Below are 21,468 nucleotides of genomic sequence, written 5' to 3'. Positions count from 1 at the left end.
GCTGTGCAGAATGACGGCCCGAATTGCGATTGACAAGACGCGACGCCACGTCTCAGCTTTGCGAAAGGTCAAATTCGGGGAGGACACCATGAAAGCGATGCTCAGCAAGGAAGTCGGCGGGCCGGAAACACTCGTGCTAGAGGACCTGCCGGACCCGCAACCCGGCAAGAAACAGCTCCGCATCCGCGTCCACGCGGCAGGCGTGAACTTTCCCGACACGCTGATTATCCGCGACATGTACCAGATGAAGCCCCCCCGCCCCTTCGCCCCTGGCGGCGAGATCGCGGGCGTGGTCGATGCCGTCGGCGAAGGCGTCGAAGGCTTCGAGGAAGGCGACCGCGTCCTCGGAATGTGCGGCTTCGGCGGTTTTGCGACCCATGTCGTCATCGACGCAATGAAGGTCATCAAAATCCCCGACGCCATGCCCTTCGACGAGGCGGCCTGCTTGGTGCTGACCTACGGCACCTCCCACCACGCGCTTAAGAACCGCGCCGAAATCAAGGCGGGGGAATCGCTCTTCATCCTCGGCGCCGCAGGCGGCGTCGGTGCCGCCGCCATCGAGCTTGGCAAGGCCGCCGGGGCACGCGTAATCGCAGGCGTCTCCTCCGAAGAAAAGGCTCAGTTCTGCCACGACCTCGGCGCGGACGAAGCGCTGATTTACGCCCGCGACATGTCCGACCGCGCAGTGCAAAAGGAGTTCTCCGCCCAGATCAAGAAGCTTTCAGGCGGCGAAGGCGTTGACGTGGTCTATGACGCCGTCGGCGGCGACTACGCCGAACCCGCCGTTCGCGCACTCGCATGGAAGGGCCGCTTCCTCGTCGTCGGCTTCCCGGCCGGCATCCCAAAAATTCCCCTGAACCTGACTCTCCTCAAAGGCTGCCAGATCGTTGGCGTCTTTTGGGGTGCGCATACAATGCGCGAACCGCAAAGCCACATAGAGAACATGGGCGATCTCTTTGCCATGTACGCCGAGGGCAAGATCAAGCCGCGTATCTCGGCCAGCTACCCGCTGGAGAAAGCCGGCGAAGCGCTGCAACTGCTGTCAGACCGCAAGGTGCTGGGCAAGGTCGTCGTCACAGTTGACTGACCTCGACGCCCCGGACTTGATCCGGGGCCTCAAGGCGGGCCGGGAGACCCCGGATCAAGTCCGGGGCGCGGCCCTTTGAGGATAGCTACAAATGCGACACATCATTGAACCCGCGCACGATCATCTGCTCCCCGTGCACGACCATCCGCGAAATCGATCCGTTCGCCGCCCCGTTGAAGGCAAACCCCCGCGCCCCCGTCGCCAGCGCCAGCGCCGCCCCCACGACGCCGCCATGCACCACCACCGCGACCAACTCATCCGCATGCGCCCGCGCGATCCGCATCAGCCCCGCGCGCACCCGCACCTGCAGGGCCGCCGTGGTCTCGGCGCCGGGAATATGCCCCCACTCATGCTCATCCCGCGCCCGCAGGAAGGCCGGATCGTTCCCCGCCGCCCGGAACCGGTACTCGCCCCCGTCCCACTCGCCCAAGGACACCTCGCGCAGGTCACGCTCCACCCGCGGCTCCAGCCCCAGATGCGCGGCCAAGGGGGCCGCCGTCTGATGCGTCCGCCGCATGGTCGTCACGTAAATCGCCCGGATAGGCTCTGTTTTCAGCCGCTCCGCCACCCTCAAAGCCTGCTCTTCACCCTCCGGCCGCAGGCTCGGGTCCCCCTGTCCCTCGACCATGGGAAAGCTCTCACCGCGCACCGCCGCCTGCGTCTCGCCGTGCCGGATCAGCAGCAAATCCGCCGCCCCCGGTGGGGGGCTGAACCGATGCTGTCGCGCCTCTTTCATCACCATCTCCTTCTCACGCAAACGCAATAGGACATATCCCATGCCAAACCGCCAGATCACCATCGCCGAATTGCCCACTGACACGCTCGAGCCCCGGCATTTCCAGTTGACTGAGACCGATATGCCCAAACCCGGCGAGGGCGAGGTGCTGCTGCGCGTGATCCTGATGTCCATCGACGCCGCCAACCGCTCGTGGATGCGGGGGGCGACCTACCGCGACGCGGTCAAGGCCGGGGACGGCATGCCCACCTATGCCATCTGCGAAGTGATGGAATCGAACAGCCCCCGCATCGCCAAGGGCGACATCGTCGCGGCCGAGGCCACCTGGGCCGACTACACCGTGACCAAGGCGCATAAAGTACAGAAAATGCCCAAGGTAGAGCCGCTTTCCCACCTCATGTCCGTCTACGGCATCGCGGGCAAGACGGCCTTCCACGGGCTGATGTCCATCGGCAACCCGCTGCCCGGCGAAACCGTCCTCGTCTCTGCCGCAGCAGGCTCCGTCGGCGGCTATGTCGGCCAGATCGCCAAGGCCCTCGGCTGCCGCGTCGTGGGCATCGCGGGCGGGGCCGAGAAATGCAAATGGGTCGAGGATGAACTGGGCTTCGACGCCTGCGTCGATTATCGCGAGGGCAACCTGTCGAAGAAGCTGGCAGCCGCCTGCCCCAATGGCGTCGATATCTACTTCGACAACGTCGGCGGTAAGATCCTCGAATCCGCCCTCAACTTTATGAACGAACGCGGCCGCGTCGTCTGCTGCGGTGCCATCAGCCAGTATGACACCGACACCCCCACAGGCCCCCGCAACCTGCCCGGCGTGGTGGTGGTCAAACGGCTGCGCATGGAAGGCTTCATCGTCATGGATTTCGCCCACGACGACGCCAAATGCGTCCGCGCGATGCAGCATTGGGTCAGCACTGGCCAGATCAAGGTCTTCGAGGACATCGTCGACGGGCTCGAGAACGCGCCCAAGGCGCTCATCGGCCTTCTGGCCGGGGACAACAAAGGCAAGCGACTTGTCCGCGTCGGCGCGGACCCGAAATAATTCGCAGCGGCGTCAGCCTCGACCCCAAGTACCACAACACCCCAGTCAAAAGGAAAATTCCATGTCAGCCCTAGAAGCCGCCATCGCCCACCACACCCCGCTCATTGGCACCGAAGTCGGCGTGTCAAACTGGATCACCATCGACCAAAAGATGATCGACGATTTCGCGAAAACCACTCACGATGAGCAATGGATTCACGTCGACCCAGAACGCGCCGCCCGCGAGACCCCCTTTGGCGGTGCCATCGCCCACGGTTTCCTGACCCTCTCACTCGCCAGCCGCTTTGCTTATGATTGCTTCAACCTGATGCCGGGTCAGGTCATGGGCATCAACTACGGCATGAACAAGATGCGCTTCCTCATGCCCGTCCGTGCCGGGTCCAAGGTGCGTGGCCGCTTCACCCTGCTCGACGCCAAGGCCCGCGATGCCACCAGCATGCTGCGCACCAACAATCTGACGATCGAGATTGAGGGCGAGGAAACCCCTGCCCTTGTCGCAGAATGGCTGGGCCTCGCCATCTTCAAGGACTGATGCGCCCCGGACTTGATCCGGCGTCTCTCTATCGCCGAGAGTATCACCGCCACCACCACAAAAGGACGCCCCATGCAAACCGACTACCTGATCTCCGGCGCTGGGGCGACTGCCCTTTCTTTCCTCGACGTGCTGCTTACCCAAACCGATGCCTCAGCCGTAATCGTCGACCGCCGCGATGCCCCAGGCGGCCACTGGAACGACGCCTACCCTTTCGTGCGCCTCCACCAATCGGCCAGCTTCTACGGTGTGGCCTCCCGCCCGCTCGGCAAGCCGCGCGAGGAGGGCCAGGACATTCTCGCCCCCACCTACGAGCTCTCGACCAAGTCCGAAATCCTGCACTACTTCCACGACCTGATGGAGAACACCTACCTGCCCACGGGCCGCGTAACCTACCTGCGCAACTCAGAACATCTGGGCGATGGCCGCATCCGCCACCTGATCACCGGCGAAGAAACGCAGATCACTGCAGGCAAGATCGTCAACGCCGGCAACTGGGGGGACATGGGCTCGATCCCCGCCACCCACACACCGACCTTCGACATCGCGCCCGGCGTCACCTGCGTCCCCATTAACGACATGCCCAGCCGCGCCAAAGATCATCCTCATTTCTGCGTCATCGGCGCTGGCAAGACCGGCATGGATGCCGCCGTCTGGCTGCTTGAACAAGGCGTCGCCCCCAAGCGTATCACATGGGTCCGACCCAACGACTACTGGCTCTTTAACCGCGAGGCCATCCTTAACCACCCTGCCCGCTTCACCACCACAGTCGGTTCTTTCCTCAAGGAGCTTGAGGCCCTCGGATCAGTCTCTAACGTGGCTGAATTCTGCGCTGAGATGGAGGAACTCGGCGTCTGGCACCGCATCGACCCCACGGTCACGCCCACCAAGTTTCACGCTGCCGTCTGCTCGCCGCGCGAGGTCGCGTTGCTCGCACAAATCACCAACGTCATCCGCATGGGCCATATCACCGCCCTGACCCCCGGCCACATGCAACTGGCCGACGGCATCGCCGAGATGCCCCCCGGCACGCTCTACATCGACTGCACCGCCTCCGCAGGCGTCCGCGCAGGCCCCGACGCGCCCCCGGTTTTTGACGGCAATCAGATCAACTTCAGCATGATCCGCCCCTTTCAGCCGCTCTTCAGCGCAGCGCTCATTGCCTTTCTGGAGGCCCGCGTGCCCGACGCAGCGGTGCGCGCCGCATGCACCAATCTCGTGGATTTCCACGACACCCCCCGCCAGTACATTGCCGAGATGTTGCCCGCGATCATGAATCAGGGCGCGTGGTCCAAGGTGCCCCTGGTCAAGGACTGGATCGACCGCACGCGCCTTCAGGCGATGACCCACCTTATGGTCGGTTTCGACCCCTCCGACTCCGAAAAAATGGAACTGATGGGCAAATTTGGCGCCGCCAGCAAGGCCGCCGTCCAAAACATCCCAAAAATCCTGGCAAATCCGTAGGGCGGGGTTCACCTCGCAGCCCCTTCAACCGTACCGCTTTGCAAACCGCCGCAGGATCTCCCCCGGCACCGTCACCTCCGCAGCGTGGCAAAGGTCGATTAAGCGGTCCGCATCCTCAGGCGGAAAATACCCATGGTTTCGGTAAATCCGGATCCGCCGCTCAAAATCATGCGCATCCGCCTCCGGATGAAACTGCGTGGCGTAGACGTTCTGCCCGTAGCGGATCATCTGCACGGGGCATCTTTCCGAACTTAGCAGGTGCACCGCCCCCTCCGGCAGATGCTGAACCGCTTCCTTGTGGCCCACGAACACCTCGAACTGGGCGTCCAATCCTTTCAGCAGCGGATCGCGCGCCGCATCCGGCATCGCTTCGCAAACCGTCGGCCCCACCGGCTCGCTATAGCGTGCCTTGCTGACCTCTGCGCCAAGGTGGTGCGCAAGAATACCTAGCCCATAACAACACCCCATGAACGGATGGTCACGCGCCGTGATCTGCGGCATCAGTGCCAGTATCTCCCGCTCGATCCGCGCCTCCTGCGGGCTCTTGTCCTCCGGTGCATCGCTCACACAACCCGGCCCGCCGCCAACGATGACCCCGGCGTAATCCGTGATATCTAGATCTTCAGGAATACCCTCCTGATCGACCCGGATCCGCCGCGTCTGCTCGGGCCGCAACCCACATTTTTCCAAAATCGCGCAGTACTCATCGTCCGACGCATCGGTTTCGGGCCGCAGTTGCAAGATCAGGAAAGGCTTCATGCCACTGGGCTAGCGCTAGCCCCCGGAAAACGCAAGAATGCCTATACCCGCCGAAAGGAGACCCAATGATCATCGCCCTCGTCCAAATCCCCCTCGACGGCCCCAAGCGCGACCACGACTTGGTAACCCGGCAATCGGTCGAAGCCACGAAGATCTTCCACGATGTCAAAGGACTAAAACGCAAGTACTTCCTCAACAGCGACGCAGGCGGCGGCGGCATCTACGAATTCGCGACCCTTGAAGACGCCAAGGCCTGGTTCGACGATGACTGGTCCGACTGGATGAAGGGCCGCTTCGGTGTGCGACCCACGCTGATGCTCTTCGACAACCCTGTCATCCTCGACAACGAGAAGGACGAAGTGCGCGTCGACGGCAACCCCATCGCGCCCCCGTGGCGCAGTGAAAGCTAAGCTTCCTCGAACGCCTCCGGCTCCAGCTCTTCCCAGAAAGCGCGGATCGCACCGGTGTTCAGCGCCGACATCCACCCATGCCGCTCGAAATCCGCCCGCGCATCCGCGTCCTCGATCATCGACAGGAACAGCCGCCTATCCGCATCCCGCTGTGTCGGCGTCCGCGCGGCAACCAGATCGCGCACCCGCTCCAGCACCTTCGCCCGTTCAGAGGAGACCGCAGGTGCCGCCGCCTCCCGCGTGTAATCGTCCCGCAAGGCGACCGACAGATACCCCACCGGGTTCTTCACCCCGCGCTGCGCCCCTACGTAGGCCATTTTCTCCGCAACGTGGTCTTCACCATGCTCCGCGATCCACTGCCGCGCCAGCCGGTCGCTCACCCCCAGCGCCCGCAGTCGCTCATAGACCTCAGACCGCCGCACTCCGGCCCCGTCGTCGATATTGAGGATCGCCAACTGCGGGTTCTCCTTGATCTTGAACCGGATGTCCGTGACTGCCCTGCCCTGCTTCCTGATCTCCGGCTCCACCACGATGTTCGAAGTCTTGTTCACCTCCTTCACCGCCGGTTTGATGATCTTCGCATTCAGGTGCTTGTAGACGGCGTAATACTCGCTTTCATCCACTCCCATTAGCCGCCGGAACAGATCGAGCGACCACCACCCGGTGCTGCCCGTCCGCACAAAGCGATAACAGTTCTCATAAAGCGCAAGCGCATGACCCGAGGTGAACCGTCGCTGGATGTTGAGATTGATCAGCGCAAAAACCTTCGGATCGTTCAGCTTCGCCGCCAGCGCCGGGGAATAGGCGTATTCACACACCCCTCCCTTCAGCCGCGCATAGCTCAAGAGGCTCGACACGCCCCATTCCTGCTGGCCCTGATCATCTAGCATATCCCATTCCGCGACCGTCTCCGCCAGCCCGCGCAACGACGCCTTGAGCGTATCCGTATCGTTCGAATTATACCCAATCATCAGGCACAACGTCCGCGCGTCGATCGTATGAACCTGATTGGTTATCAGCGTGTCATAAGCGTTCAGCAGCAGCACGTTACTCAGCTTGCGCTGCAACAGCGTCAGCTTGCCTGACACATGGATCGCGGCCACATGCTTTTTCACCGATCCACGACGCAGCGCGCCTGTTAGTTGATCCTTAGGGATGTCATCCATGCGCCTTCCCATGTCGCTGCCCATGCCGAAGTGTGCTTCGGTCTGTTGCCTGCGATCATGGGCGAAAAGGCACCCGCAAGCAAGAACGGCGTGGGTGCCTTTCATCTTTTCGGTTCGGAGCCGCCAAAGGTACCAATCTACGGGATGGCCCAAACACATGTTCCGGCCCATCAGGCTCTAAATTGGACAAATCAGTGTCTAATCTAGCCCCTCCCGGATTCGGGTCCCCAATTTCCCGCGAATCGGTACGTTTAATCCCGTATCCAGGTCCTTTTTCTCCTGTATTAGGGTGCCCTTCCACCCGTATACGGGCGCCAATGCCCATTTAAATGTCTGTTATTAATAAATATTTAAGCCACAAACATCCTAAAGATTCTGCAAGACTCTACACTATGTGTTGCCACTTTCCGATATTCTCAAACAAGAGATCACCCAGACACCTTACTGATTCACAAGTAGAACGCGATGTGCGATAAATTCGCGAACACAAGCACAATTCGCGCACATGCCCGAGGTTTCATGGTTTCCACACCCAAAGCACCCCCGCCCCCTTACTTCAACATCGACCCAGCCAAGGCCGCCGCAAAGTTATCCGACCCTATCGACACCGCACGATTCGCAAAAGCTGCCACTTTCGCTGCGAAAGGCCGTGACGACCTGGCCAAGCGCGGCTACGCCCCTGACGGTCAGAAACGCCTACGCCGGTTCTCAACTTGGGAGGTCTGCCGTTACTTGATCGACGTTGCCCCGGCTCACCTGCGCCGGGTGCTCAAGGCACACCCCGACCTGCCTCAGGGTACCGGCGAGTCGGGCTCTAAATGGTTCACGCTGGAGGAAGTGCTGGTGTTGCGAGAGCACTTCGCCACCGAAGGCTCCTCGAACAAACAATACAAATCCTGGCGCCCCGAAGGACTGCCTGCCAAAGTCATTTCGGTCGCCAACTTCAAGGGCGGTGTAGGCAAAACCTCGACCTGTGCGCATCTGGCGATGTCTGCCGCCCTCGATGGGTACCGGGTGCTGGTCGTCGACCTCGACAGTCAGGGCTCGCTGACCTCCATTATGGGCGGCAATATCCCCGACGAATGGTCTACCGCCTTCCCCCTGCTGGCCAAGGATTTTGCCCGCCACTTGCAATCCGAAAACGCAGTACGCCGCGCCCGCGGGACGAGCGAACTTCCGTTTGATGAAACCTTGACCGAGAGCCTCGAGGTTTCGCCGCGAAACCTTATCCAGAAAACCCACTGGCCTAACATCGACCTGATCGGCGCGCAGCTGAACCTCTACTGGGCTGAATTCCAGGTCCCCGTTTGGCGTATGCAGGTCCGTTCCTGGCCGCTCTGGGACGCGCTGACGAACGCGTTGGAAAGTGAAGGGATCCTTGATGACTATGACATCATCCTGCTCGATACGCCCCCTGCCCTCGGCTATCTGACTATAAACGCGCTCGCGGCCGCCGACATCCTGCTCGTTCCCCTCGGCGCGTCTTTCCTTGAATTCGACTCCACAGGTCGCTTCTTCGACATGCTTTATTCGACCTTCGCCAGCATCGAGGAAGGCGAAAACCGCATCCGCCGCCAGGATGGCCTGCCCGAGATGAAGTTCGAATGGGACGCAGTGCGTGCGCTAATCACCCGTTTCGACGCGGGCCAGCAGACGGACCTCGCTAACGTGATCCAGGCCTACTTCGGCGATTTCATGACCACCTACAGGCAAGAGGTCACCGCCATGGTCGGCCAGGCCGGCGAACAGGTGAACGGAATCTATGAGGCTGATTACCGCGAGTTCAACCGCGATACCTACGTTCGTGGGCGCGAGACCTTTGACCGAACCTGGGCCGAGGTGAAAGAGGTGCTCTTGGGCACTTGGTGGCGTGATATGCAGATGATGCAGGCAGAGGAGAGAGCAAATGGCGAAGAGACGTAAACTGGAGGCCCCCTCGGCCGAGGACCTTGGCCGCATTGAAGAGGAGTTTCGCCGCGAAACCCCCACGCGCGGTCGCGCCGCCCCCATCGCCGCTGTTGCCGCCGATGCCGCAGGCGCCTTGGAGCCCGGCACCCCCGAACAGCGACGGGACGAGGCACAGGCCGCAGCCTTCCGTGACGCCGAGGCCGAGGGCCGGGTGATCAGTCTGATCGCGCTGGATCAGATAGAGCCCATCTCCATACCCCGCGACCGCACCATACTGGACAAGGAGGCGCTCGCCGAGCTCGAGCACTCCATCAGCATCCACGGCATCCGCTTGCCCATTGAGGTCTATGAGATGCAGAAACCCGCGGGCGGCAAACGCTTCGGGCTTATCTCCGGTTACCGCCGCCTGATAGCCCAGGGCAACTTGCACCAGCGGACGGGCGCTGACAAATTCGCTCAAATCAAGGCGGTTGTTCGCGACCCCGACCAGATGGGTGGTGCTTTTGTCGCCATGGTAGAGGAAAACGAAATCCGGCAAGACCTCAGCCACTACGAACGCGGTCGCATCGCCGCTATAGCGGCTCAGCAGGGGGCGTTTATGGATACCGAGGAAGCAGTGAGCCAGATGTTCGCCGCCGCCTCGAAGGCCAAGCGCAGCAAGATCCGCTCCTTCGCCATGATCTTCGAGGAATTGGGCGACATGCTCCGGTTCCCAGAGGGCATGCGCGAACGGGACGGCCTGCGGCTTGCCCAAGCGCTGCGCCATGGCGCCGAGGCACGCATTCGCGAGGTGTTGGGCTCGGGGCAGGGGCGCGATCCCCGCTCAGAATGGGCGGCGATCGAGGCCGTGTTGGCCGAGCAGAGCGAACCAACCCCGGACCCAAAGCGCGGCGGTCGGCCCAAGCTAACCGCGCCCAAGGCGGGATGGGATGGAGTGGATACGCTGCACACCTCCACCGGTGTCACCATGCGCTACGAGGAGGAGCCGAACGGCTACGTCTTGCGGTTCAGCGGCAAGGGTATCTCGGCCGAGCTGGTGGAAATGCTGATGCAGGACATCAAGGAAAAGCTTGAGAAAGGGTAGGACGCTTGCCACCTGACGTCCCTTGAGGTTTCGCCGCGAAACCTTTCCCAACTGTCACCTTGCATTTTCTACCATCGCAAAGCATCAAACCACACCTCGGATTAAGTCCGGAGCGTCTCTGTGTTTTGCCGAAGTATTTAGCCATACTATGCCTTCAGTAGAGGTTTCGCGGCGAAACCTTACGATCCTTCCTGCTATGGCAACGCTGAAGCGAATGGCGAAACTCGATCCTTTCACCCCGCCAAGATTCTGTCGCTCAACCCAGCCCACCTAGAATCGTCACGCCCCGTTTCGATTGGGTGATCCAAGCGGCTTTCCGGGAGGCTGTGGCAAAGGGGCGCAACGCTTTCGCTCCTCGGAGTAGGCAGTACTAGAACCAGAGGAGTTTCCCAGCAACCGATGCTTTGGCCCAAAACCAAGTTCGGTGCGAAGCGGCCTTCTCCGATTGGCGTTAACATTAGCGAAAACAACAGAGGGGAGGTTTCGCCGCGAAACCTCCCTTCAAATCTTCAGTTGTAACTTTTCATTCCGGTGGAGGATTGAAGTCGGATTACGTTGCAATCGCCCGTGACCCCCATAGATGCCACCCTGACTTAATCGGGCGCTGCGAAACCGGTACGAAGGCGCCTTGATAGGCCTCAGGAAGGATGGGCTTCTTTCCCGTGCAGTCTGTCCCATCACCAGTCCAGAGGTTTCGCGGCGAAACCTCCCTATGTCAAAAAGCGCGCCCGTGTAGGTCCGCCAATCAGCATTCAAGCGGAGCACTTGATCACCAAATCGGCCCCCAAGCAGGTTTCGCGGCGAAACCTCCCGGCTCAATTAACCTAGCATCACTGTGACAAGGCAGGGTGGCTCTCCCCGTCGGTCATCGCTAGTCTTCGCCCGAAACACTATTACCCAAGACCCAAGAAAAGGCCCAGCAATGCACCTGGACACCGCCATGCGCGAACGCCGCTCCATCCGTGGTTTTCAGAACAAACCCGTTCCTCGCGCCCTACTCAAAGAAATCATAGCGCTGGCCAACCGCGCACCCTCTTCTATGAACACCCAGCCCTGGCACTTCCACGTGCTGACAGGAGAGCCTCTGGAGAAAGTGCGCGAGGGGAACTCGACGAGGATGCTCTCCGGCATCCCACCCGTCCGTGAGATCGTCGATCATGGTGCCTACGAGGGCCCCCACCGCGAACGGCAGGTCGAGATTGCCAAGCAGCTTTTCGCCGCGATGGGCATCGCCCGCGAGGACAAGGAGATGCGGCAAGACTGGGTGATGCGCGGCTTTCGTCAGTTCGACGCGCCGGTCTCGATCGTGGTGACCTTCGACAAGACGCTCGAGGGCGGCACGATCGCCCATTTCGACCTTGGCGCCGTGACATACGGGCTGGTTCTCGCCGCTTGGTCAAGGGGCCTCGGAGCGGTGATCAACGGGCAGGGGATCATGCAGTCCCCAGTCGTGCGGGAGCATGCCCAGATACCCGAGGACGAGGTTATTATGACCTGTGTTGCCCTTGGCTGGCCGGATGAAAGTTTCGCAGCGAACTCCGTCGTATCAAATCGCCGTCCGGTTGAGGAGGTCGCGCGGTTCGTCGGCTTTGACGAGTGAATGAGAACCAGAATCACCATAAGTATCTGTAAAATAAGTATAAAATATATACCTCTCGACTCTCCGGACGCCGTTGGGCAAATAGCGCCTGTAATTGCCGTAACGGCACGCTAATTCCCCGGCAGATACCGAAGGAGAGGTCATGCGCGATTTCCATCAGCCCAAACGTTCCCCGATCTACGCCGCCAACGGGGCACTTGCCACGTCGCATCCCATGGCGACCGAGGCCGGCCTCGCCGTGCTCAAGCGCGGCGGCAACGCGGTCGATGCGGCTGTAACCGCCGCAGCAGTTCTTGCCGTGGTGGAGCCTGCGATGACCGCTATCGGCGGGGACGGTTTTGCTCTGATCCACCAACCGGGCAGCCCGCTTTACGGGCTCAACTCCTCTGGTCGTGCGGCGGCCGCGCTTAGCACCGAGATGCTGGTGGGGCAGGGGTGGACAGAGATGGACGACCTTAGCCCCCATTCCGTGACCGTACCGGGCGTTGTGAAGTGCTGGGAGAGCCTTCTCGCCTCCCATGGCACCATCGGCATGGAAGAGGCGCTTCAGCCCGCCATAGCGGCCGCTGAGAGCGGATTTGTGGTCTATCCGAGGGTTTGGTCCGACTGGAACGATTGCGCCTCCAAGCTGGCCTCTCAGGGCCCCGGAGGGCAGCACTACCTACTGGACGGTGCAGCCCCCCGGATGGGGACCATCCATAAGCTGCCCGCGTTGGCGGCAACTCTGAAGAAGATCGCCAAGGAAGGTGCGCGCGGTTTCTACGAAGGGGAGGTGGCCGCCGACATTGTCGCCGAGCTGCAAAGGCGCGGCGGCGTGATGACCGAGGAAGACCTCGCTGGTGTCTCCGCGGACCCTTGCACCCCTATCACCTCGGGTTATCGCGACATCGACCTCGCAGAGTTGCCACCCAATGGCACGGGGATCATCGCGCAGGTGATCCTCAACTTGATGGAGCGGTTCGACCTGAAGTCTCTCGATCCACGCAGCGCCGACCGTTACCACCTCGAGATCGAGGCCGCGCGCATCGGTTATGCCATCCGGGACGCCCATATCGGTGATCCCTCCACTATGGGTGTTGCTGCCGAGGCGTTGATCGACAAGGCCTGGGCCAAAGGCCTTGCAGCGACGATTGATCCCGCCAAGCGCAATGGGGACCTTCCGTCGACCGATCCAAATTTCACCAGCGACACGATATATCTGTCCTGCGTGGACCGCGACGGTATGGCGGTCTCGCTGATCAATTCAGTTTTCAAAGGGTTTGGCTCCGGGATCGTGACCGAAAAGACCGGTATTATCCTGCAAAACCGTGGTGCCGGGTTCCGCGTGCTGCCCGGCCACCCGAACACCATTGAAGGCGGGAAGCGGCCCCTCCACACGATCATCCCGGCCATGGCTATGCAGGGTGACAAAGCCCGTTATTGCTTTGGCGTCATGGGCGGCCAGTATCAGCCAACAGGTCATACTCATGTGATCACCAATATGGTCGACTTCGGTATGGACCCGCAGGAAGCGCTCGATTCACCTCGGGCGTTCTGGCGGCCCGACGGCACGATCGAGATAGAGCCACCGCTGGGGCAGGGGGTCTTTGATGGGCTCAAGGCCAAAGGTCATCCACTGGATTGGACCAAGTCCCCCCACGGCGGCGGGCAAATCATCGAGATCGACCACGACGCAGGCGTTTTGATTGCCGGATCGGATCCGCGCAAGGACGGCTGTGCGATGGGATACTGAGCGCTACCAGATATGCAAGTTGGCCAAGAATGATGAGATTTCTGATCGAGGGTCTGGCGAGCGATGCGGGTAATCATTACTCTGGGCAGTGATTGCGCAAGTAAGCGTATAGCTTAAGCGCCAAAGTTACGGGTGGTTGTGAGCGGAGCAATCTCGCTTCGGTAGCCTAAAGACCTGCTGCCTTGGTCAAATTGATGCGGAACCGATCACGGCGTCGCTGATACCGGCGGGTCATTTCGACCGAGGCGTGCCCGAGTTGCTTCTGGACATAGCGCTCGTCGACTTCTGTCGAACTAGCTAAACCGGCACGTAGGGAATGGCCGGAAAATAGCCTCAGGCGTTCCTTCTCTGGAAGGTCCGACCGAATGCCCGCGTCGAGGACTGTTCGCTTGATCAGGCGTGCGATGTGTTTGTCATTCAGACGCGACTCGAGGGCGCGCTTCCCGTCCCGGGAGGTGCGCACAAAGACGGGTCCGAAGTCGATCTTTGCGAAGTGCAGCCACTGTTCGAGGGCGTGCACCGGGCAGGTGTTGTCAGTTGATCCTCGGCCGACCTCTACTTCACGCCATCCGGTCTTGGCATTGAGTGTCAGGACGGCGCCATTGTCCAAGACCTCGATCCAACCGCCGGCATCTGGGGTGTCGTCCTTCCCGACATCTAGGCTGACGATTTCGGAGCGGCGTAGCCCGCCAGCAAAGCCCAAGAACAGGATTGCCCTGTCCCGTAGACCTCTCAAGTCAAAGGGCAGGGTAGCGATCATGGCGAGGATATCTTCGGGGAGAATTGCTTCCTTTTGAAAGGGCGGACGTGCGTGCTTGCGTTTGATGCCCGCAAGGACAGTCGCAATATGCTGGTTCTTGCGGTCGAGAGTGAAACCGCGTTGTGCGTAGTTCCACGCGAGACCAGACAGGCGTCTTTCGATGGTAGCTGTCGACAGGGCCGGAGAGGAGTCAGTGGGAGCAGCAAGGTCGGCCAAATAGAGCCCGACCAACTCAGGCGATGGAGGTAGGGTGTCCGTGCCCTTCAGTCGGCACCAGCGCGCATAGTGCTTCCAATCTGCGGCATAGGCTCTGTTTGTGTTCTCGGCTGTCGAGGCTTTGGCGTAGTCGCGGGCGGTGTCGATCAACTGGTCGAGCGTGCCGGAGCCGACGACGTGGGAGGGTAGGGCGATTGCATTGTCATCAGAATGGACCCGCTCGCCGTGATCATGCTCATTCGCTGTATCAAAGTGCGTTGAGGTCGATTTCTCGGTTTCGGAGGGCGGGTATTGGGCTATTTTGCTCATGTATCCGAGCTTATCTCATATATGTCCGATAATGTAAACTTATTGGACATGAAATAAGCCGACACAGTGGGGCGGTTAGTGTACAATTTTCTGGCTAAAAGCGCCGCGCTTGATTAGGATTCATGCATGACATTTGCCGGACCGGATCACTCCAGCGACCTAGCGACACTACCCCGGATGCCCGCCTGGGTCACCTCCGCACGGCCAGAGAGCCCTGAAGATGTTGCGTTTTTGTCGGGGGCGGCGCTGAACCACCTGCATGTTGTGATGGTGCGTGCAGAGGTCCCCCACGCCTTGTTGCGAGACCGGCTGGCGCTGCGGGCAGCGGAGGCTTGCGTGGCGTTTTCAGGACGTCTCGAGAGGACAGGGGAGCTGCGCGACGCGGTGCATCTCTTGCGCCCCGGCGACCTGCCTGGACCGGCCGGCGAAACTTACCTGGCCTGGCGGCGCGCGGTGGAGCGACCGGTGTCGATCAAGGCGCTGTGCCGGGCCCTCCCAGATCTTCAGGCAGAGCGGATCGCGACCTGGCTCGACATGGGGCAGGGTGCGCCAGTGACCCATGCCGCAATGGTGCTGGAGGCGGTGTTGACGGAAGCACCGCGGGCCGACGTGTCGGCGCTCTTTCTCGCGGACGCGGCCCTCGCTCAGGCACTCGGCTGGGAACACCTTATGCCGCTGCTGGCCCCGGGCCTGAAACGCGCCGACTTGCGCAAGCGAGGCGATGAGCTTCGCCTGGCCTGTCATCGCGCGCTCGTCTCATCGGCAGTCGAGGCTGTGCGTCTCTCCGGAGATCTCGTGCGTCGGGCGGCGCACCTTATGGCCGTTGCGCCCAAGCTTCGGGCAAAGGGGGCGGGTGACGCCGTCGAGATGTTTCTGACCCGCGATGCTGTCGCTCCCTCTGCCTTGCCATTGCCGGCTCGCGCTGCGCGGCGGCTCTGCGACAGGCTCGTCGAACTCGGCGCGGTCCGTGAACTGACTGGCCGAGATACCTTCCGGCTCTACGGGGTGTAGCGATGGCCAAAGATCGCCCTGAGCCAGAGCTCGATCGTGAGTTGACCGACCTGCCGCCTGAGCTGCGCTGGTGCGAATGGATGCGCCGGATCGAGGCGGTGCTCTTTGCCTCGGCCAAGCCGGTGCCGCGCGAAGACCTGGCGCGCGTGGTGGGGCAGGGGGCCTCGGTCGACCTGCTGGTCGAGGATCTGGCCGCCGATCTGGACGGGCGGGCCTTCGAGATCGCCCAGGTCGCCGGTGGGTGGCTGTTCCGGACGCGGGCTACCTATGCACCTGCGATCCGCGCCGCGGCGGATATCGGGGATCAATTGCTGGATCTGAGCCAGTTCGACGTCGCGGTCCTGGCCGCCATCGCCTACCATCAGCCGATCACCCGCGACGGGCTGAAGGACATCTTCGGCAAAGAGATCAGCCGAGACCTGATCGGGCGGCTGCATGCGCGCGGTCTCATTGGGACCGGGCCAAGGTCCCCTCGACGCGGCGCGCCCTATACCTTCGTCACCACCGATCAGTTCCTTGTCGCCTTCGGATTGGAGAGCCTCCGCGATCTTCCCGATCGGGAGCAGCTGGTTGATGCGGGGGTTGTGGGCGAAGCACCACAAGTCGATTTCGGCTAACCAGTCGCCGATATTGTAGGGCCCCAAGGCTCTGTGAGAGCACTGTTTCCCCCCCATGGGTTCGAATCTTGCCGGTCTCGGTTGCCGATGATGAGCGTAAACTCCGCGCCTCCGGTTATCGTTTCACCTGCAGTGAAACGATTCATCTGGAGGCCAAGAGATATTCACAATTTCAATGTGATAATCGTTTCGTCCTTTTGACGAAGTCCGCTTTCGCGTCCTAGCGCCTTTAGGGGTCAGAAACCGCCATCAGGCTATTCCTGGAACAGGACGCACTCTTCCCTGCCAATCTCACCTGCAATGACCCTTGGCTGAACATGGTGCGGTTCCAGGGCATCGCAGTGCTGTCGGCAAGTTTTGAGTGACCACTGAACGCCGGTTGCGGACGCCTAGGAAAAACGTCCATTGGACTGGATCGAGCCCGAAGCACTCTTTCAGTACGTTACGGCTCGCACCCTCAATCGTATTCCCGGATCACGAAGTGCTTGCTCGTCGTTTCGATCACGTTCCAGTAGCCCCGAAAACCATTGGGGATCAGAAAAGCGTCTCCGGTGCGGAAATCCTGCACTTCGCCCTCAGAAGAGATCAGCTGGCAATGGCCCGAGATGATGTAGCAAAATTCGTCACGGTTGGTGAAAGCGCGCCACTTGCCGGGTGTGCTGGTCCAAGTGCCTGCCAGCAGACCATCGTTGAAATGAACGGTGGTCTCATGCTGCGGGTCGCCTTCGACCACGCGGCCGGGCATGTCTGCCAGTCGGCGCGCGCTCCGCGCGCCGTTGTTGGTGGCAAAATTGATGACAGATTTGGACATCATAGGATCTCGTCCTTCAAATAGTACCACGGGTAGAGGATCCGCTGGCCCATTCTGCGGAAAGGCGTGAGCAACCCGTGACTGGGCAGAGCGGAGGTGAAGATCGGAAGGTCGGGGATCTTCTGCCCCGCCACGATCTGTGCCAGACGCTTACCCGCCTGCGCGGAATACATTACCCCGTTACCACCGTAGCCCATCGCGTAATAGACCGTCCGGTCGGGGTCCGGCTGGAAGATGCGCGGCATCATGTCATGGCTCACATCGACCCAGCCCCACCAGGAATAATCTAGGTCGATGTCGGTGAGTGCCGGGAATTTGCGGTGAAGCCCCTTGCGTAGGAGTGCCAGATGCTTGGGATTTTCCGCGTCTCTGCCGGTGATGGCCGACCGGCTGCCGATCTGGACCCGGTTGTCGGGCAGCAGGCGATAGTAATGCCGCAAGGTCCGGGTGTCGGTGAGGGGTGATTTGGTTTGGAAGCCGCAAGCTTCGAGTTCATCATCCTCTAGCGGTCGGGTAACGATCGAGTTCGACAGGATGGGCATCAGCCGGTGTTTGGTCCGATAGTTTAGGCCCGGTGGCGTGTAACCCGCCGTGGCCAGCGCCACAGCGCGGGCACGCACGGTGCCGCCCGGTGTGGTTAAGTGATGCACGCCCTCTACAACCTTCCAGCCCATAACCGGAGAGGCGGTATGGATCTGCGCCCCCAGCTTACGGGCCAGGCGCACGTAGGAGAAGGCGAGCTTTGCCGCGTGTATCGACGTCCCGTCGGGCTCCCACATGGCGCCGTGGGCCTCCATATCCCGCGCACAGCGTTCATGTACTTCCTCGCGGTTCAGCATTTTGGCGCCATAGCCGAAAGTTTCGTTTAGCAGGGCGCATTCCTTCTCCAGCCGGGGCATGACCTTGGCGCGGTGGGCAATGTAGTAGTGACCGCCGGTCTTAGGGTCGCAGTCGATGTCGTCCGAACCAATCATTTCGTTGAACATCTCGAAGGCTTCGCAGACCTCGGCATGCATGCGCTTGGCCACGTCCACACCCCAGCGTTCGATCCACTGGGACCGCTTGAGCCGTCCTGAAGATATCTGTGCCTGTCCGCCATTGCGCGTCGAGCAGCCCCAGGCGACGGTGTTCGCTTCGAGCACAGTGGCCTTGATCCCATGCTCCTTGGCAAGGTGGATCGCGGTCGACAGGCCCGTGTAACCCGAGCCGACGACCACCACATCCACGTCCATGTCGCGCGACACGGGCCCGTCATCCTCAGGTGGCGTGCCCGCGGTGCCGACCCAGTACGTTGGCGCGTGATCCCGGTTGTGGCCGGGGCCCGCATCGACCAGCGGGTCATACTTGGGGTCATAAGAGGCGCGGGGCCAGTGGCGGGGACGAAGGGTGTTAGACATCGATTGATCCTCTGATCAGATGATGGCGAAAAGGTGGGGGGTCAGGCCTTGAAGGCCGGGCGCTGTTTGCGCAGCGCCTGTTTCACGACGATCAGGCCGTCGCGCAGGGTGAAAAGGTCAGCGCCTTCGGCCTCGATGCGCATCCCCGTATCGTCTGTGCCGGAAAAGGTCCATTCACTAACGGCGCGATCGCCATATACGAAGTGGCTGTGGTGATCCCAGTGGGCGTCCTTCATCCCAGCCCAGACGGCGGAGAACGCATCTGCGATGGCCTTAGCGCCCTCTATGCGGCTGCCGTAGACCTCGGGGCCGCCGACGGTATAGAAAACGCAATCATCGGCGAAATGTGTCATCACGCCCTCGACGTCGTGACGGTTGAACGCGTCGAAAGTGTCGGCAAGATCTTGTGCAGTCAGAGTTTTGGTCACGGGGCGGGCTCCATCAGAAAAGGGCGCCGAGGCAGCGTAATTCCGGCGCAACTGGATTAGGCGTTCATGGGGTGCATCATTTCTGATCCACTTGGGGAACAAAAGTTTGCGAGGCTGCAATAGGGCCAAAAAGGCAGGGTCGAATAGGGCCAGAATAGAGCCTGATTTAGCGCCAGTCGGTGAAGTCAGAAGGGTGGTGCCAGAGAAATCAGGACTTGAGCCGGGCAGGGAGCTTTCCTAGCGTTGGGCTCTGCTCCAACACAGCCTTTTCGCTCCTTCGTGGGTGGAAACCATTCTTGTTCTGGAGCCACATGAGATACCGGGCCGGTTCAGACCTCGTTCGCCCCCGGAGAACAACCGCTGAAATCAAACCATGTTGATCGGTTATGTGAGAGCCCTGAAAGCTGACATCGGTGCGTTCGCGACGAGGTTCTGAAAAGTCCGCGATCAAAACTCTTTATCTGACGGATAGACGTCAAAAACAGTCAGAGGAAATCAATCAATATGGATCGGATATTTCTGCAGTGATTTGAGCACTTTAGACGCTATTTTGTGGTGTTCAAATCTATCGCCCAATATCTTGCGCAACCGCGAAAGACGACCCAACAGAAAGCATCCAGGTAGCAGATACGCTGATTACGCGCCTTCTGTACTATGTTGACGGAGCGCTCAACGGAAGCCACACTACTCCAGAAAGCATCAGCGCCAGTTATTTCTCCTCAGGTTTTTGTGAGCAATTTGATCAGCCGCGAAATCCCCGGCTGAGTTCGAGATGTGTCCCGATATGGGGTACCAGAGAGGACAGGTTGGGTACTGTCGCTCGGCTGGAGCCAATGCTGCGGCTTTAACTCGATGTTTCTTCGGACCACTGTTCGGTTCGAGAAGGCGTTTTCTACGATTTCGCGTTTTTCCATGGGCGTGGCGCAGATATGAAGCGTGGTAAGGTTTTTCATCAGTTCGAGGAAATCCATGCGGTCTTGCTGAATTTGTCTTGGATCAGGTAACGCGGCGAGGTTCTCGCGGTGAGATTTGATCGACAACGCCAAAGCCTGCTTCTTTTGTTGGAATGTCTCCTGATCGATGGCACCGTCGATGAGTAAATCTGTCAATCGCTGAAAACGTGATTCCTCACTGGCAAGCTGCAGGGAAATTGTTTCACGTCGTGCGGCCTGTTCCTGCTCACAATGATCCTCAGCCCATGCGGACTTCAGTGCATCCGCTTGCTTGGGCGTGAGTTGTAGCCGAGCCAAAGCAGACAGAATTTTTGCTTCAAGGCGATCTTCGCGCACGGTCTTTGTCTCACATGGCGGGGTTTGGCAACGATAGTAGACGTTCCCTTTCTGAAGTTCGGGCGACATCGGCGCCCCACAAAGGCCACAGCGAAACAGGCCGCTGTAGAGATGGTTGTGTCGGGTAACTTTCTTTCCGCAGCGGCCAGCTTTGAGGTCTTGAACCCGTTGGAAGAGGGATGCGGGGACGATGGGTTCGTGGATGCCATCATAGCTCTGGCCGGTGCGTGAAATCACAATCAGACCAGTATAGAAGGGATTGCTCAGGATAGTTTCGACCCCACAGAGGCTAAGCGGTCGACCCGCCAGATTGCGGAGGCCCCGTCGGTTCATCTCGGCGCGCAGGGACCGCAGGGAGTACTGGCCTGTCGCATAGAGCTCAAACATCTGTCGAATGTACGGTGCCTTTTCCGGGTCCGGTGTCTTGGGCTGCCCCTTACCATTGTCGAGATACCCAATTGGCGCTCGAAACGGGTAGAGCCCTTGTTTGAGACGCCCGTTAAGCCCTTTGATCGTTTCCTCGCGTAGATTGCGGATGTAGTCGGCCGCTATCACTGCCTGAATGTCAGCGGTGAGGCGGCCGCCCCGAGAGGTAAAGTCGAGGCTTTCTGTCGCAACATACACGTCGATCCCCAGATCTGGGAGTTCGCTGAACATTGCCCAATCGCGCAAGTTGCGGGCAGACCGGTCGATCTTGTGGATGATCACACCTTGTGCCCTGCCGCGTCTGAGTTGGCCGAGCATCTGGTTGAAGATCGGTCGGCCACCCTTGGCGGCGGTCTGCTTTTCCTCAAACCATTTGATCACCGAAAGGCCTTGCCGGTCTGCATAGGCCGTGATCGCGTCTTTCTGGGCAACAAGCGAGACACCCTCACCTTGTTTCTGGGTGCTCACTCGGATGTAGCCGAAGCAGGTTTTCATATGTCATTGGGGGTTACTCTCGGAGTCTACCATATCCTCGGGTTCTGGCGACTCCGGCGCTTCAGGCCAGGGCCAGGTGCCATCGGCCAGCATGCGCAGATACATGCGGCGGCAGAGTTCGAGATGGCGCTGCAGGTGGGGATCAAGATTGTCAGGTGTCGGGGTCATAGGATGAGGCTACCAGCG

Annotated in this window: 19 protein-coding genes; 11 read left to right on the top strand and 8 right to left on the bottom strand. The window is 60.5% G+C overall.

All coding sequences use genetic code 11. The features are described from left to right. Positions 1–88: 88 nt before the first annotated feature. The gene (locus tag AB2B41_RS12325; protein WP_367878096.1) at positions 89–1,087 is read left to right on the top strand and encodes an NADPH:quinone oxidoreductase family protein; all 999 of its coding nucleotides are present in this window, start codon (positions 89–91) and stop codon (positions 1,085–1,087) included. An 85-nt stretch (positions 1,088–1,172) separates the two neighbouring features. On the opposite strand, the gene AB2B41_RS12320 is transcribed toward AB2B41_RS12325, so the two are convergent. Then, positions 1,173–1,823: a histidine phosphatase family protein gene (locus AB2B41_RS12320; protein ID WP_367878095.1), complete on the bottom strand. Its 651-nt coding sequence runs from the start codon at positions 1,821–1,823 to the stop codon at positions 1,173–1,175. Between the two features lie 40 nt (positions 1,824–1,863). Between AB2B41_RS12320 and AB2B41_RS12315 the strand changes: the two genes are divergently transcribed. From AB2B41_RS12315 to AB2B41_RS12305, 3 genes are all read left to right on the top strand, one after another. Next, positions 1,864–2,868: an NADP-dependent oxidoreductase gene (locus tag AB2B41_RS12315; protein WP_367878094.1), complete on the top strand. Its 1,005-nt coding sequence runs from the start codon at positions 1,864–1,866 to the stop codon at positions 2,866–2,868. A 61-nt stretch (positions 2,869–2,929) separates the two neighbouring features. Next, positions 2,930–3,400, top strand: coding sequence for a MaoC family dehydratase (locus tag AB2B41_RS12310; RefSeq protein ID WP_367878093.1), 471 nt, complete (start codon positions 2,930–2,932; stop codon positions 3,398–3,400). 72 nt (positions 3,401–3,472) lie between these two features. After that, positions 3,473–4,864: an NAD(P)/FAD-dependent oxidoreductase gene (locus AB2B41_RS12305; protein WP_367878092.1), complete on the top strand. Its 1,392-nt coding sequence runs from the start codon at positions 3,473–3,475 to the stop codon at positions 4,862–4,864. Positions 4,865–4,888: 24 nt separating this feature from the next. Here AB2B41_RS12305 and AB2B41_RS12300 read toward each other — a convergent pair whose 3' ends face one another. After that, complete coding sequence (locus AB2B41_RS12300; protein ID WP_367878091.1) at positions 4,889–5,623, bottom strand: glutamine amidotransferase; 735 nt, start codon at positions 5,621–5,623, stop codon at positions 4,889–4,891. A gap of 65 nt (positions 5,624–5,688) precedes the next feature. Here AB2B41_RS12300 and AB2B41_RS12295 point away from each other — a divergent pair, with 65 nt between their 5' ends. Continuing rightward, on the top strand, positions 5,689–6,033 hold the full coding sequence (locus AB2B41_RS12295; protein WP_367878090.1) for a YciI family protein: 345 nt from the start codon (positions 5,689–5,691) through the stop codon (positions 6,031–6,033). Here the strand turns inward: AB2B41_RS12295 and AB2B41_RS12290 are convergent. Further along, positions 6,030–7,199 carry a replication initiation protein gene (locus AB2B41_RS12290; protein WP_367878089.1) on the bottom strand — a complete coding sequence of 390 codons (1,170 nt, stop codon included), beginning with the start codon at positions 7,197–7,199 and terminating at the stop codon, positions 6,030–6,032. The genes AB2B41_RS12295 and AB2B41_RS12290 overlap by 4 nt on opposite strands. Positions 7,200–7,718: 519 nt before the next feature. On the opposite strand from AB2B41_RS12290, the gene AB2B41_RS12285 reads away from it, so the two are divergent. From AB2B41_RS12285 to ggt, 4 genes are all read left to right on the top strand, one after another. Next, on the top strand, positions 7,719–9,122 hold the full coding sequence (locus AB2B41_RS12285; RefSeq protein ID WP_367878088.1) for an AAA family ATPase: 1,404 nt from the start codon (positions 7,719–7,721) through the stop codon (positions 9,120–9,122). Beyond that, positions 9,106–10,191 carry a ParB/RepB/Spo0J family partition protein gene (locus tag AB2B41_RS12280; protein ID WP_367878087.1) on the top strand — a complete coding sequence of 362 codons (1,086 nt, stop codon included), beginning with the start codon at positions 9,106–9,108 and terminating at the stop codon, positions 10,189–10,191. Before AB2B41_RS12285 ends, AB2B41_RS12280 begins: the two co-directional genes overlap by 17 nt. A 922-nt stretch (positions 10,192–11,113) precedes the next feature. Next, positions 11,114–11,791, top strand: a complete 678-nt coding sequence (locus AB2B41_RS12275; protein WP_367878086.1) for a nitroreductase — start codon at positions 11,114–11,116, stop codon at positions 11,789–11,791. 142 nt (positions 11,792–11,933) lie between these two features. Next, positions 11,934–13,523, top strand: a complete 1,590-nt coding sequence (ggt, locus tag AB2B41_RS12270) for a gamma-glutamyltransferase (protein ID WP_367878085.1) — start codon at positions 11,934–11,936, stop codon at positions 13,521–13,523. Positions 13,524–13,689: 166 nt separating this feature from the next. Here ggt and AB2B41_RS12265 read toward each other — a convergent pair whose 3' ends face one another. Further along, positions 13,690–14,808, bottom strand: coding sequence for a tyrosine-type recombinase/integrase (locus tag AB2B41_RS12265; RefSeq protein WP_367878084.1), 1,119 nt, complete (start codon positions 14,806–14,808; stop codon positions 13,690–13,692). A 126-nt stretch (positions 14,809–14,934) separates the two neighbouring features. Between AB2B41_RS12265 and AB2B41_RS12260 the strand changes: the two genes are divergently transcribed. Next, positions 14,935–15,819 (top strand): DUF1403 family protein, encoded by an 885-nt coding sequence (locus AB2B41_RS12260; protein WP_367878083.1) that lies wholly within the window; start codon positions 14,935–14,937, stop codon positions 15,817–15,819. 2 nt (positions 15,820–15,821) lie between these two features. Then, the gene (gene scpB, locus AB2B41_RS12255; protein WP_367878082.1) at positions 15,822–16,436 is read left to right on the top strand and encodes an SMC-Scp complex subunit ScpB; all 615 of its coding nucleotides are present in this window, start codon (positions 15,822–15,824) and stop codon (positions 16,434–16,436) included. Positions 16,437–16,893: 457 nt separating this feature from the next. Here scpB and AB2B41_RS12250 read toward each other — a convergent pair whose 3' ends face one another. The 4 genes from AB2B41_RS12250 to AB2B41_RS12235 all read right to left on the bottom strand — a co-directional run bounded on the left by AB2B41_RS12250 (position 16,894) and on the right by AB2B41_RS12235 (position 21,282). Beyond that, a complete protein-coding gene (locus AB2B41_RS12250; protein ID WP_367878081.1) occupies positions 16,894–17,247 on the bottom strand; it encodes a cupin domain-containing protein in 354 nt (117 codons plus the stop codon). Further along, on the bottom strand, positions 17,247–18,644 hold the full coding sequence (locus tag AB2B41_RS12245; RefSeq protein WP_367878080.1) for an NAD(P)/FAD-dependent oxidoreductase: 1,398 nt from the start codon (positions 18,642–18,644) through the stop codon (positions 17,247–17,249). Before AB2B41_RS12245 ends, AB2B41_RS12250 begins: the two co-directional genes overlap by 1 nt. A gap of 41 nt (positions 18,645–18,685) precedes the next feature. After that, on the bottom strand, positions 18,686–19,072 hold the full coding sequence (locus tag AB2B41_RS12240; RefSeq protein ID WP_367878079.1) for a nuclear transport factor 2 family protein: 387 nt from the start codon (positions 19,070–19,072) through the stop codon (positions 18,686–18,688). A gap of 719 nt (positions 19,073–19,791) precedes the next feature. Next, a complete protein-coding gene (locus AB2B41_RS12235) occupies positions 19,792–21,282 on the bottom strand; it encodes a recombinase family protein (RefSeq protein WP_367878078.1) in 1,491 nt (496 codons plus the stop codon). Positions 21,283–21,468 lie beyond the last annotated feature (186 nt).

Origin of the sequence: Sulfitobacter sediminis, assembly GCF_040811725.1 — a bacterium.
Classification (GTDB): domain Bacteria; phylum Pseudomonadota; class Alphaproteobacteria; order Rhodobacterales; family Rhodobacteraceae; genus Sulfitobacter; species Sulfitobacter sediminis.
Note: the sequence above shows the minus strand (reverse complement) of the source record. Positions and strands in the feature narration are given on the sequence as shown.

Coding starts and splice junctions, on each gene's coding strand:
- AB2B41_RS12325 (WP_367878096.1), top strand. CDS start 89: ATGAAAGCGATGCTCAGCAAGGAAGTCGGCGGGCCGGAAACACTCGTG.
- AB2B41_RS12320 (WP_367878095.1), bottom strand. CDS start 1,823: ATGAAAGAGGCGCGACAGCATCGGTTCAGCCCCCCACCGGGGGCGGCG.
- AB2B41_RS12315 (WP_367878094.1), top strand. CDS start 1,864: ATGCCAAACCGCCAGATCACCATCGCCGAATTGCCCACTGACACGCTC.
- AB2B41_RS12310 (WP_367878093.1), top strand. CDS start 2,930: ATGTCAGCCCTAGAAGCCGCCATCGCCCACCACACCCCGCTCATTGGC.
- AB2B41_RS12305 (WP_367878092.1), top strand. CDS start 3,473: ATGCAAACCGACTACCTGATCTCCGGCGCTGGGGCGACTGCCCTTTCT.
- AB2B41_RS12300 (WP_367878091.1), bottom strand. CDS start 5,623: ATGAAGCCTTTCCTGATCTTGCAACTGCGGCCCGAAACCGATGCGTCG.
- AB2B41_RS12295 (WP_367878090.1), top strand. CDS start 5,689: ATGATCATCGCCCTCGTCCAAATCCCCCTCGACGGCCCCAAGCGCGAC.
- AB2B41_RS12290 (WP_367878089.1), bottom strand. CDS start 7,199: ATGGATGACATCCCTAAGGATCAACTAACAGGCGCGCTGCGTCGTGGA.
- AB2B41_RS12285 (WP_367878088.1), top strand. CDS start 7,719: ATGGTTTCCACACCCAAAGCACCCCCGCCCCCTTACTTCAACATCGAC.
- AB2B41_RS12280 (WP_367878087.1), top strand. CDS start 9,106: ATGGCGAAGAGACGTAAACTGGAGGCCCCCTCGGCCGAGGACCTTGGC.
- AB2B41_RS12275 (WP_367878086.1), top strand. CDS start 11,114: ATGCACCTGGACACCGCCATGCGCGAACGCCGCTCCATCCGTGGTTTT.
- ggt (WP_367878085.1), top strand. CDS start 11,934: ATGCGCGATTTCCATCAGCCCAAACGTTCCCCGATCTACGCCGCCAAC.
- AB2B41_RS12265 (WP_367878084.1), bottom strand. CDS start 14,808: ATGAGCAAAATAGCCCAATACCCGCCCTCCGAAACCGAGAAATCGACC.
- AB2B41_RS12260 (WP_367878083.1), top strand. CDS start 14,935: ATGACATTTGCCGGACCGGATCACTCCAGCGACCTAGCGACACTACCC.
- scpB (WP_367878082.1), top strand. CDS start 15,822: ATGGCCAAAGATCGCCCTGAGCCAGAGCTCGATCGTGAGTTGACCGAC.
- AB2B41_RS12250 (WP_367878081.1), bottom strand. CDS start 17,247: ATGTCCAAATCTGTCATCAATTTTGCCACCAACAACGGCGCGCGGAGC.
- AB2B41_RS12245 (WP_367878080.1), bottom strand. CDS start 18,644: ATGTCTAACACCCTTCGTCCCCGCCACTGGCCCCGCGCCTCTTATGAC.
- AB2B41_RS12235 (WP_367878078.1), bottom strand. CDS start 21,282: ATGAAAACCTGCTTCGGCTACATCCGAGTGAGCACCCAGAAACAAGGT.